Annotated in this window: 8 protein-coding genes and 1 pseudogene; 3 read left to right on the top strand and 6 right to left on the bottom strand. The window is 49.8% G+C overall.

The genetic code is table 11. The annotated features are described in order from the left end of the window. Positions 1-429 precede the first annotated feature (429 nt). Entirely contained in the window at positions 430-729 is a 300-nt protein-coding gene (locus tag PJI16_01930) for a zinc ribbon domain-containing protein (protein MDT3776317.1), read from the bottom strand. A 477-nt stretch (positions 730-1,206) separates the two neighbouring features. On the opposite strand from PJI16_01930, the gene PJI16_01925 reads away from it, so the two are divergent. After that, on the top strand, positions 1,207-1,554 hold the full coding sequence (locus PJI16_01925) for a hypothetical protein (GenBank protein ID MDT3776316.1): 348 nt from the start codon (positions 1,207-1,209) through the stop codon (positions 1,552-1,554). Positions 1,555-2,261: 707 nt separating this feature from the next. On the opposite strand, the gene PJI16_01920 is transcribed toward PJI16_01925, so the two are convergent. After that, positions 2,262-6,299, bottom strand: coding sequence for a PAS domain S-box protein (locus PJI16_01920; protein ID MDT3776315.1), 4,038 nt, complete (start codon positions 6,297-6,299; stop codon positions 2,262-2,264). A gap of 376 nt (positions 6,300-6,675) precedes the next feature. On the opposite strand from PJI16_01920, the gene PJI16_01915 reads away from it, so the two are divergent. Together PJI16_01915 and PJI16_01910 are read left to right on the top strand one after the other, a co-directional pair. Then, positions 6,676-7,902 (top strand): hypothetical protein, encoded by a 1,227-nt coding sequence (locus PJI16_01915; protein ID MDT3776314.1) that lies wholly within the window; start codon positions 6,676-6,678, stop codon positions 7,900-7,902. Between the two features lie 8 nt (positions 7,903-7,910). After that, positions 7,911-8,609, top strand: a complete 699-nt coding sequence (locus tag PJI16_01910) for an OmpA family protein (GenBank protein ID MDT3776313.1) — start codon at positions 7,911-7,913, stop codon at positions 8,607-8,609. 9 nt (positions 8,610-8,618) lie between these two features. Here the strand turns inward: PJI16_01910 and PJI16_01905 are convergent, their stop codons facing one another. From PJI16_01905 to PJI16_01890, 4 genes and pseudogenes are all read right to left on the bottom strand, one after another. Continuing rightward, a complete protein-coding gene (locus tag PJI16_01905; GenBank protein MDT3776312.1) occupies positions 8,619-9,608 on the bottom strand; it encodes a zinc-dependent alcohol dehydrogenase family protein in 990 nt (329 codons plus the stop codon). A 31-nt stretch (positions 9,609-9,639) separates the two neighbouring features. Next, the gene (locus PJI16_01900; GenBank protein ID MDT3776311.1) at positions 9,640-10,170 is read right to left on the bottom strand and encodes a DUF5069 domain-containing protein; all 531 of its coding nucleotides are present in this window, start codon (positions 10,168-10,170) and stop codon (positions 9,640-9,642) included. Positions 10,171-10,314: 144 nt separating this feature from the next. Continuing rightward, complete coding sequence (locus tag PJI16_01895) at positions 10,315-10,935, bottom strand: pyridoxamine 5'-phosphate oxidase family protein (GenBank protein ID MDT3776310.1); 621 nt, start codon at positions 10,933-10,935, stop codon at positions 10,315-10,317. Between the two features lie 33 nt (positions 10,936-10,968). Further along, positions 10,969-12,081 (bottom strand): annotated as a pseudogene (locus PJI16_01890) (alkene reductase). Positions 12,082-12,111: the final 30 nt, after the last annotated feature.

Genomic DNA, 12,111 nt, shown 5'->3' with positions numbered 1-12,111 from the left:
GAGCAACACGATCCACAGTCTTCTTTAACCCGTCCGTGAAACTGGGGGAAGACCAAACGGTGACTTCCTTGGCCAAGGAAAGAATGAGTGTTCATGAATGGCCCTGATTCGTCAGGTTGAAGAAAAAAATGAAAGATTCGCTCCTCAGTAAAGTCCTTAAACCAGCTATATTTCGCGTAAGACATACATTTGTTTATGGCAATCCTCTGCCTCCGCGCAAAGGGGCATAAGACGGCAATAAAAAACTTATCTCTCCGGCGTGAATCATCAAAATCACAAAAAATCCCCGTTTTCGTAAAGTTCCGTTTCCAGGCCTACCCGGACAAGGTAGAAGAGTGGCAGGAGCTCTATCAACTTGCTAGAGCCTCATACAGTAAGGCATTGCGCTGATTTTATGTTGACTTTTGACTTCCAGAGCATCCCTCTTTCTTAAGGTTGATGGTGCGTTCGACAATCATGGCCACAACCCTGAATCCCCAATCCCCCTCCAAAGATATTTTGTTGGGTAGCGGGAGGAGCTTGCGATCCCGCTGGAGGATTTGCAGAGGCATGACCATACGCCAGGATATCCGCTGCCGCAGAAAATGTGGACATCACCCGCTCCAGTGGGGCTCCGCATTCCTGACATTCGGAGACGGGAGGATCAGACATGTTCTGCCAAAAGGAGAACCTCTTGGTACAAAATAGCGATTGAAGACAATAGGAAGCTTGATATTCATAAATGGGCATAAAGTCTCTCCTTATCAGTCAATTACCAATTCTCTCGAAAATACTTCTTGCCGATTAGGTTTACTTCAGATTTCAAATCCCGTGCGCCACCCAGAAAACATCGGGGGACTGCAAGGAAAATGGCGAACGAACATTCGCGGTGAGCATACTCGTAACTCGATTTCAACCAGTCATCAAGAGAAATCTCACGAAGGGATTGAATAAGCCATGTGTAGTCAGCCACGACTAATGACGGGGCATAACTCTTTCTACACATCCGGCCTCGCCGTGACCTTTAAACAACTTGCGCCTTTTTCTCCTTAAGAGAAGACTCTACCAACGAAAGCAAAAGGAGCTCATTGTGATTGCTGATCCGACACCTGAAAAACAAGGGTGCCCATGGGCGACAAATCCTTTGACAATCCTTCCAGGTTTTTCTAAGGTGGGTTGTGAAATTTCTCAGGAATTACGGGTCCACCAAAAATAAAAGGAGGCATCATGAGCGACCATCGTATTCATGACGAACATCCCCACAAACACGGTCCCGATTGTGGCCATACCCTTATCCGACACGCGGACCATCAGGATTACCTTCATGATGGACATCTGCATTTCCCGCACGATGAACATGTGGATGAACACACCTTAGCTGTAGGGACTGCGAATCCCGCCGATTGTACGCCAAACCACGATTGCGAGGCACATGAGTCCTCTCATCGCCATGGACCTACATGCGGGCATCAATCGGTTCCGCACGGCGACCATATCGACTATCTGGTTGACGGCCATTTGCATTTTCCGCATGGTGCCCATTGCGACAACCACGGCATGGTCCAAGTGGGTTAATTTCCTCACCAAATCAGTTCCGCCTGCCCGATAAAGCAGGCGGGACTCACACGCACCAGACGTCCGAACAACAATTGTGTCACCACGGTCTTCTCGTTTGACGTGGACATCGCCTGCCATCATGGGCTATTTTGACGGCATGTGCATACGCTTGCATGACCGCCTTTTCATCATGAAAGACCAATCCTCCCAAAAATGCTCATAAGAAAATACGAACTCCAATACTGTCTTAGGATTTCAGGTTTTTCAGCCGCACACTCCATCCAAAAAATGGCAGAACGACCGGTTTGCTACCTGCAGGATGTATAGAGCGAAGAAAGAAACCCCTTTCATTCAAGTTTTCTGAATGTGAAGAAACCCAATATCGTGACTTGGGAATCAGCCGCAATTGAATTTTAATGAACAGTCCATATTCGCTCCCATTCTGATTTTGACATACCGTGGATGGCATGCGGAGCTGTGAGGCGGCGTCAAAACGAAAGGTAGTGGAGCGACGCCCACGCACATTGTTGCTGAACACACTTTCGATCGTGAGATTTCTGATGACGAGTCTGCACAAATATTGATCGGAGTGTGATGAAACAAGACAATCTGAAAAATGGGATTTCGGATATCACCACAATTCTGGCGAGTAAAATCCTCACACACCAAACAGAAACCGGAAGAAGTTTCACACCGTCCGGAACGACAAAGTCACATTCGGTATGTCATGAATTAAGAACATCCCGAAGAGTCCGCGCTAGATCCTTGATCAACAGAGGCTTTAAAAGGAAAGCACGAATGCCCATGGCTTTGGCCTTTTCCGGGGTCATACTGTGACTAAAGCCCGTACATAGGATAATAGGCACGTCGGGCCTTAGTTCTAACAATTGACGGGCAAGAGCTTCGCCGGTGATATGAGGCATCGTTTGATCGGTCACCACCGCATCAAATCGAAGGGGATCCGCCCGAAAGACTTCCAGAGCTTCAACGCTGCTCGTGCGTACCATGACTTCATACCCCAACCCCTTCATGGCCTCCTCCCCAAGCCTGGCGAGCGGCTCCTCATCTTCCACAAAAAGAATATACCCTCGGCCCATAAACACTTCCTGTTGCAATGGCGTATCTTCACCAGGATAACTCGCCGCCTCCATCTCCGGGAAATACAGGCTGAAAATTGCTCCCTGTCCAGGTTGACTCTCCACCTTCATGACACCCCCATGACTAATGACGATTCCATGGACCACAGCTAATCCCATTCCCGTCCCTTCACCAACCTCCTTCGTGGTAAAGAAGGGATCAAATATGCGCTGGACCACCTCCGGCGTCATACCCGATCCGGAGTCTCGAACGGTCAGGCATACATAGGAACCTCCCTGTAGGTCAGGATGTGTGCCGATCCCATCAGGTTCACCAGTCACATGTTCCAACTGCAATTCAAGAATACCTCCGCTTCCCCGCATCGCGTACTCGGCATTGGCACACAGGTTCATCAACACTTGGTGCATTTGGATAGGATCTCCTAATATGATCGAGGTAGCCCCACTGAATTTTTGCCGAATGTCGATGGTTGCCGGGAATGTCGCTCGGAGGAATTTGCACACTTCTTTGACCACCAATTGAAGATCTAGCGGCTGCCGGCTCTGCTCGGTTTGACGGCTAAATGCCAATATCTGCTGGACCAATTCCTTGGCGCGCTGCCCGGCGACCAACACCTCATCAAGATTCTTTTGGGCACTGACATTTTCCCTGGCGCTCTGTTTAGCCAGTTCCGTATAGCCAATGATCGCCATAAGAATGTTATTGAAATCATGGGCAATACCTCCTGCCAGTGTCCCAATCGCCTCCATTTTTTGGGATTGTCGAACCTGATTTTCCAACTCTTTCAATTGAGTGATATCGGTATTCGTCCCAAACCATTTCACGACCTCATCATGTTGATCGAAAATGGGTAGGGCTCGACCCAAAAACCATCGAAAGGTTTTATCTTTTGCTCTCAGGAGTCGAAATTCAATTTCATACGCTTGGCGGGTGTTTCGAGCTTCCGCCCAGCGTTCCAGACATCCAGGCAGATCCTCCGGATGTAGAAACCGCTGCCACCCATCCCCGATCATCTCCTCAAAGGGACAGCCAAAGTATTCGATAACACGTTGATTGACATAATCAAGGGAACCATCAGCCCGAGCCGTCCAGACCTGCTGCGGAATGGCCTCATTGAGGAGCCTAAAACGCTCTTCACTTTCTTGAAGAACTTTTTCCGCTTGCTTGCGTTGGGTGATATCTTGAAACGCGACGACGGCCCCTTCCAGCTTTCCCTGATCATTTTGGATAGGGGTCGTGACATATTCGACCGGGAAGCTCGATCCATCTTTTCGCCAAAATACCTCTGTGTCGATATGATAGACGGAGCCATCTCTTAAGGAGTTATGGATTAGGCATTCTTCCTGGGAATAGGGGGCGCCATTGGGCTTTGAGTGATGGAGAAGCACATGCGAGGAGTGCCCAACCAGTTCGCTCTCCTCATACCCGGTCATTTCTAATACCGCCGGATTCACAAAAGTCGCATTTCCATCAAGATCCAAACCATAGATTCCTTCTTCCATTGATGCCAATAGGCGCTGTTGGAACAGTGCAAGTTTATTCTTTTCATCTTTTGTGACCTGACGTTCAAGAGCTACGGTAATACGATCCGCAACCATCCCCAAACTTTTGAGGGTGAACTCCGTCAACGGGTGCCGAGCAAATAACCCCATCACTCCCAGCACCTCCTGATTGCTTACCAATGGGTAGCCAGCGAAAGCCATCATCCCTTCTTGCTTGGCCCACTCCTGGTCGGGGACACGTGGATCACCAATGACCATATTGGTCAGTATGGGTTTGCGCTCAGCGGCGATGAGGCCGATTTTGAATTTCCCCATTGGCACACGGCTGTGCGGCCCGTCTAAATGGGTATATAGCCCGGAGCTTGCGCACAATTTCAATACCTGGGTTGGTTCATCAAGGCACCAAATACGGGCAAATGCTGCACCAAGATGTCGTACCAGAGCGTCGGTACAGCCCTGAAGAAGGTCCGGGATGGTTTCCTTCTGGTTGATGACGGTGGTTACTTCAATATCCAACTCGAGCAGGCGATTGCGCTCCACTAGATCCAAATCGGCCTGTTTACGTTTCGTAATGTCGTGTGTGACAGCCAAATGTTCCACTTCGTTCGTAATGGGATTCTTGAATGGCACCGCATACGTTTCTATCCAAATTCTGGTGCCTTTGATGCTCTGGACCTCAAATTGAAGAGTCCGTTTCTTCCCCTGTATCACCTCCTGATGCATTTGCTTAAAGGCATCCAAATGCTCAGGGACGACGAGGTCAAAGACGGAATGCCCCAGCACCTCGCTTGCATGTTCCGCATCGATTAATTCCAATCCCGCGGGGTTGATGTGGAGCAGGGTCCCATCGGCGGCGACCCGTTTTATGCAACCAGGTCCTGTCTCGAAAATGAGATGTAACAAAATTTCTTGTTCCCTGCGCTCCAACTCCGCCTGTTTCTGCGCAGTAATGTCATCGGAGATCCCTAGGAGATAAAGCGGATCACCGTTGGCATCCAGAAGCGGAATTTTTTTGGTATGCAAATATCTGGTCCCATGTGATGTGGTATGAATTACCTCCTCAGGAACATCCAGCAGGGTTTTACTTGCCAAGACTTCTCGATCTTTCCCGGTAAAGAAGTCGGCTTCCGATTTGGAGAAAAAATCGTAATCTGTCTTTCCAATCAACTTCTCCGTAGGATAGCCAACGAGTGCCTCTCCAGCTTTATTAAAGCGAAGATATCGAAGATTTTTGGCCTCTTTGACAAAAATTGTATAAGGAATATTTTCCACAATGGAGTTCAAAAACAGTTCACTATTCCGCAATTCGATATCTGCCTGTTTCCGGATCGTGATATCCTGAACGGTGCCAAGCATTCGCTGCGGATGTCCTTGCTGATGTTCAACAACCTGTCCCTTGCAAGCGACCCATCGGACCTCCCCTGTCGGCCACACAACACGATGCTCGACTTCGTAGGGCGCATCGTTCTCTAACGTTCTTCGAATGGATTCCCCCAACAACAACCGATCTTCAAGATGAACACAATTCATATACGCTTCATTTGTCCCATCAAATTTCCCTGAACCCAACCCAAAAATCCGTGAGACTTCCTCGGACCAGATGAGGTGATTGGTTGGGATATGCCAATCCCAAATCCCCATATTCCCTGCCTTCAAGGCCAGATTGAGTCGCCGTTCACTTTCCGAAAGCAACGTGTGGGTGCGTTGCTGTTCGACCTGACGTTGAGCTTCACTTGACGTGAGCGCCTCTTCCGCCTGCACGGCTTTCCAAGCCAGATTTTTGACCGCTACTGCCCGATGCACCATTTCGACCACCTCATGCCGGTCATACGGTTTGATCAGATGGGCAAAGGCATGATGTTGCAAGGTGGCGATTTTTTCCTTTTGATCGCCATGCGCAGTGAGAATGATGACGGGGAGTGTGGCATCCTGACTATATAACCGCTGCAGGACGATCAGGCCATCAAGGTCCGGAAGACCTAAATCCAGAATGACCGCGCTGTAGGGATGAGGAAGGAATGCACGACGGAGGGCTTCGTTTCCGGTCTCCACCGAATCCACCTGATAGCCTTCGTTGCCCAGTAAATCGCTTAGGGCCAGACAAATATCCGTCTCGTCATCCACAACAAGGATAGTTGGTGGGGTGGTCCTCGCAGCTTCCATATTACTTCCTTTATTGTCCTACTTATTCCGTTAAAAAGACGCATTTTAAACGGAGGATTTTTGACGGAATCAGAGGTGGTATTCTACCCCTTTTGGAAAAAGGTTCAAACCACAGGTCAACGACTAGGATGCTCCTACATTGTTTCTCAAACATTTCTCCTTTTATTTTGAAGACCAACTTGCCGAGGCAAGAGGCATTCTTTGCCCAACGCCCTTCTCAAGGTTCCCAAACATTCGCAAAATTTCCATTATTCTATGAGTTTCTACCTGGTTTAATGACGGCACGAAACTTGAGACTGCCGTATCTCATTTGGACAATCAACAACTCTGCCATGCATAAGCCGTGGACAATAATTACTGAAAGGCTGAGGACAAGGTGACCTCAACGTTTGGTCTATGGGAGTTTTTAAGCCGTGACGTGACCTTCCTGGGAGGCCCGCACAGCCCCCTGCTGAGTTGGCTGGGGTCTGGTGGGATTCTGCTTTTTTTTCTGTGGCACATCCTCAAGATGCGAAAGGAGACGGCTTCGGTTCAACGGGCGTTCGAGCGAATCCATCCAAAGTTACAGGCTCTGGCCAATGAGCGAAGGAAGATGGATCGCGATCGCTTCACTCACCACCACGGAACGGGGTACTCAACCCATGCTGACCGGGCTGCATCTTCTTCAAACCGGCTGGACAGTGAGGACATCCAAACGCTCGATGCGGGAATGCAACAGGAACCCATCTTTCGCAGCCCGTGGGCGCAATATCGAATGACTCTGATTCTGGAACAGGTCCCTTGGTTCGTGGACCCGCGTATATTCAGTACCAAACCTGCTGCAGAGGTATTTACCCAAGAAACCCTCATCGCCAAGCACGTAAATCTTACTTTCTATAGGCAATTTCCTTCACTTGTCACCAGCCTCGGGCTTCTCCTGACCTTCCTCGCTTTGTTTATCGGCCTTGGCAAGCTTCATGCCGATGGGAGTGAAATTGTAGGAATTCAGGGTCTAATTAACGGATTGGCCGGAAAGTTCCTGACGTCCATCGTTGGCTTGATCGTGGCGAATATCTTCTCCTTTCTTGAAAAACCAATAGTTGCCCGCCTGATGAATGCCCATCACGCATACCTCGATCTCATCGATCAACTCTTCCCTCGAAAAACTATGGAACAAATGTTGGAGCAACTCACAGCTAAGCAAGGCCAATCCCCGAAAGATCCTTCCCCCTCAAGAGAGGAAAACCGCGAACACCTTCTTGGATGGGGGACAAACGGACTTATCGGTCCTACCGCGGATTTGACAGCGGCGATTCAGACCTTAATGACATTGCAGAAGGAGGATCATGCTCAAATCCGACGAACGGTAGCGGAACTTCCACGCGTCATCACGGACACCCTGCATGGTCCCCTGAACGAATTGACTGGGGCCATTCAAGACCTCACCATATTGCTTAAGGATAACAGGCCTCATCGCGTGCAAACGGAAACATCGTTCGAAGAGCGCCCACCTCTCTGGAAACCCTCTGCCAACTCCCGTGGTCCTTCCATGATTAACTTTTTTGATAAAATCGGCTCCTGGTCAAAACGGCCGGGGTTAGCCCGACACCGGCGGACGGGATGAGTTCCCCGATGGATCAGGATAACGCCAGTTCTCCCACGACGGGCGGGGTCATCGATCTCATGACTTCACTGGCCATGATCTTCATTCTGCTCTTTGCAGCCTTTATCACTCAGACCTCCTCCGAAGCCCAATCGGAATTACAGGAGCACAAAGAGAATGTGCAGGCAGCCCTCCGGGACCATCTCGAACGTTTAGGGCTTTCGCTGGATTCCGATCCTCAAGATCCGCTCACGCTTCTCATCGTCGTCCCCGACAATAAACTCACCTTTGAGTTCGGCCAAAGTATTCTTTCTCATGACGCTGTTCAGTTTGTACAGGAGGCGATGCCGTTCTACGCGGCAGTTTTATGCGGTCCCTTACGCGACAAGATCGATTCCCTGGCCATCCAAGGCCACACCGACGATCGCGGCGACGATGCCTTTAATTTAAAATTAAGCCAGGAACGATCCCTGGCCGTAATGGTGAAGGGGTTAGAGGCCATAGAAGCTCAAGAGCCGTCCGCCTATCAGTGCTTCCAAACCATGACGTCGGCATCCGGCCGGGGCAGGCAAGATTTGATTTACGATGGGAATAGCAGGGTGAATCGCGAGAAGAGCCGCCGCGTCATCTTTAAAATCCGCCTTCGTTCAACTGAACAACGCCGTATGGTTGAGGGCCTGCCGCCCGTTCTTTCATCTTTGGAATCTCCGATTCATCTGCCCATGTGATCACCGACTTCACACGGTCACCACAATTTTGCCTTTTTGCTGGTTAGACACCATGTAGCGATGGGCTTCCGCAATTTCCGCTAAAGGAAACGTGCGATCGATAATCGGCTTTAAAGCGCCGGACTCCAATCCCTGGTAAATGTATTCTTTCCCTCGCTTCAGCATTTCCGGGCTTTTGACGATCTCAAACAGCGTATAACCTCGTATGGTTAACCCTTTTGCCAGTGCGGGGAACAGGGGGAATGGAGTTGGATGTGGAGCCAATGCCCCATATTCAAAGATAATACCGCCGGGTGCGGTAACGGCAGCCAATTGCTCCAGCAAAGGTCCCGCAACCGGGTCAAACACCAACCGGACGCCTTTCCCAGAGGTCAGCGCCATCCCTCTTTCCACCAGATCTTCTTCATCGGTCACGATCACATGATCAGATCCCGCTTCCAACAGAAAGGCTTTCTTGTCCGCACCACGGGTCGTCGCAATAGCGACCCCTCCCGCGGCCTTGACGATTTGAATGGCCGCCAATCCCACGCTGCTACTCGCTGCTGTAATCAAAACGGTATCGTCTTTTTTCAAGCCTCCGTATTCAATGAGTGCCCCAAAGGCCGTCATGTATTGCATCCAGATGGCAGCACCTTCAATGGCGGATAACTTGGCAGGATATTTCGCGGCCGCATAGGCCGGGACGATGGCACTCTCACCATAGACGCCATATTGGCTCATGGGAAAAGACGGGATGGTACTTATGCGGTCGCCCACACAAAGACCCGTGACGTCTTGACCGACGGCATCAATGACTCCTGCCGCTTCATAGCCCAATCGGGAGGGTAGTTGAGGAGTCTCAAGATATTGGCCTTTTCTCAGCATGATCTCAGCGCGGTTAAGCCCGATAGCCTCCACCTTCATGCGGATTTCTCCCTTACCCGGTTCGGCCAGGGGTAGGTCTTCAAGTTTCAGAACTTCAGGTCCACCTATTTGATGAAAACGCACGATCTTTGGCATCAGCGACCTCCCGGAAAATAAAGAATGTCCATCAAGTTTTTGATCGATCCGTCACGAACTTTACAATGTAATCCACATCATCTCCTGCTTCCCGAATCACTTGTAGAAAATCATCGGGACCCACGTTGACCTTTTTTAAAAATCGACGATCGGCACCACAACCATACATAAGATCGGACGGCAATTCTCCATAAAGTTTGGCCCTGGCTTTCTCGATAATACGGGGGAACCACTCCAATCCGGCCAGTGAGGCTTCCCGTGGCGGGAACAAATCGGTGATTCTCACATATTTCGAATATCGTCCATGTTGATCGTTCAAAAAAAAGTCGCGTCTTATCCTGGTGATGGCGAGTACGGTTTCCGGATCGGGTTCTCCGTCCTCGCACCAATCCTCCACAAAATCAAAAATTTCCTGAGTCGTGGCTCCGATCGATTGAAGGAAATCTTCTTCCTCCTTCGTAAACATCACGCCCACTTTACGTTTCCCGTTTTTATAGGCCGTGACTTTGTTTTCGAAGAGGGACCGGAATCCCTCTTCCCACTCTTCAGATTCATGATTCATCGTTCGATTTCCCCTTACTGCTCCCTGTTTGTCATCAGAAGCTCCTGTCGATCCAGGCATTGTTTCCTTAAATTGTACGGATGTTCTCATTTCCTTGTCTCCCATTTCAGCATAGCTGATTTACATTATTCTACTGACAACCGTTTATACTGACACCGGTAATTGTCTGCTTAATCTCCCAATTTCGGCTTCCATGGCCGTTATCCGGTTCTTAAGGGGCAACATCAAGCGCTCGACGTCTTCTTGCGAATATTTTCTAGGAATGTGCTGTCGGCAATTGGAATCCCAGGCTTCAACATGAAAACGAATAACCCGTTCGGGCTTTCCCTTGTACTGTGAATCGGCGAGTTGTTTGAGCAGGTCGTGATCATCCTCAATGACCTCTGCGGTTCCCCACATCTTGATCCGAGTTTGGGTCGCATAATCCATCAGGAACAAAAAGGCCTGATTATTTTCGGCCAAATTTCCTAATGAAATGTATTGACGGTTGCCCGTGAAATCGGCGAACCCAAGCGTCCGCTCATCCAGCACGTGAAGAAAACCTTTGGGTCCTCCACGATGCTGGATGTATGGCCGCCCGCCCTTACTGGCTGTGGCCAAATAGATGGAGTCCACCTCACTCAAAAAATTCGCCAGGTTCGGCGTGATGGTGTCCGACCATCCGTCTCCCTCTTCCATTCGTGCATATTGCATACGTGATCCCATCTTCTCTTGGACGGCCTTTACGGATGGGGTGAACGCGATATCACTGATTGGTGGTTTCATGGCTTAGTCTCCTTTTCCTCACTCAAGTGGTTGTTAGGCCGCCTGTTCATTCAGAGGAAGATAGTCGGTATATCCCTTCGTATCTCCGCCATAAAAAGTGGCACGATCATAGGGGGTGAGAGGTGAGGACTGGCGGATACGCTCCGGGAGGTCTGGGTTGGAAATAAAGTGCCTTCCAAACGCGACAGCATCAGCCAAATTATTTTCTACATATTCATAGGCTGAAACAGGGGTATGGCCTCCGGCGGAAATCAGGATGGTCTTAAGTGCAGGACGAAATATTGAGGCGGTGTGTGGTTGGTCTTCAAGGCTATCGTCTTGCATGCCCGCGAATTATGAACGTGGCTCAATTAAATGGACAAAGGCCACGCCTCGTGAATCCAGCGCACCAAGGACATACGTGAACAGCTTGATGGGATCGCTATCCTTCATGCCGTTAAACGCGTTAAAGGGAGATAAACGCACGCCGACACGATCTTTCCCCCAAACTTCGATGACGGAATCGACAACCTCCAACAACAGGCGGGCACGATTCTGAATGGATCCACCATAGTGGTCAGTGCGTGAGTTGGAACCATCCTGAAGGAACTGATCGAGTAAATACCCATTGGCTCCATGGACTTCCACGCCATCAAAACCCGCCGCTTTGGCGTTTTCAGCCCCTGCTTTAAAATCGCCAACAATTCCCGGAATTTCATCTGTTTCTAATGCGCGCGGAACCCCAATCGGCGTTTCCTGCCAATCGACCGTATACGTCACGCTGTTTTCCGCAGCAAGAGCAGAGGGCGCAACCGGCAACGCACCATCGGGTTGATGAGATGTGTGAGAAATACGCCCCACATGCCAGAGTTGAAGAAAGATCCGGCCGCCAGCTTTATGCACGGCATCGGTCACGAGTTTCCAGCCTTGGACCTGATCAGGGGAATGTATGCCAGGGGTACCAGGGTAGCCTTGTCCCTGTTGGGAGATTTGCGTGGCTTCAGAAATAATCAAACCGGCTGACGCACGCTGAGCATAATATTCGGCATTGAGCTCGTGAGGAACATTTCCTGGCTGCTGTGATCGCATCCGTGTTAACGGTGCCATGATGATGCGATTGGGTAAGGTAAGGGAACCTATGGTTAATGGCTCAAATAGTTTTGTCATGATCTGTTTCCTTGTGATGAAATAAATATT

Source organism: Nitrospira sp. MA-1 (assembly GCA_032139905.1).
Classification (GTDB): Bacteria; Nitrospirota; Nitrospiria; order Nitrospirales; family UBA8639; genus Nitrospira_E.
This window is presented reverse-complemented; position numbering and strand designations above follow the sequence as displayed.

Coding starts and splice junctions, on each gene's coding strand:
- PJI16_01930 (MDT3776317.1), bottom strand. CDS start 729: ATGCCCATTTATGAATATCAAGCTTCCTATTGTCTTCAATCGCTATTT.
- PJI16_01925 (MDT3776316.1), top strand. CDS start 1,207: ATGAGCGACCATCGTATTCATGACGAACATCCCCACAAACACGGTCCC.
- PJI16_01920 (MDT3776315.1), bottom strand. CDS start 6,299: ATGGAAGCTGCGAGGACCACCCCACCAACTATCCTTGTTGTGGATGAC.
- PJI16_01910 (MDT3776313.1), top strand. CDS start 7,911: ATGGATCAGGATAACGCCAGTTCTCCCACGACGGGCGGGGTCATCGAT.
- PJI16_01905 (MDT3776312.1), bottom strand. CDS start 9,608: ATGCCAAAGATCGTGCGTTTTCATCAAATAGGTGGACCTGAAGTTCTG.
- PJI16_01900 (MDT3776311.1), bottom strand. CDS start 10,170: ATGAATCATGAATCTGAAGAGTGGGAAGAGGGATTCCGGTCCCTCTTC.
- PJI16_01895 (MDT3776310.1), bottom strand. CDS start 10,935: ATGAAACCACCAATCAGTGATATCGCGTTCACCCCATCCGTAAAGGCC.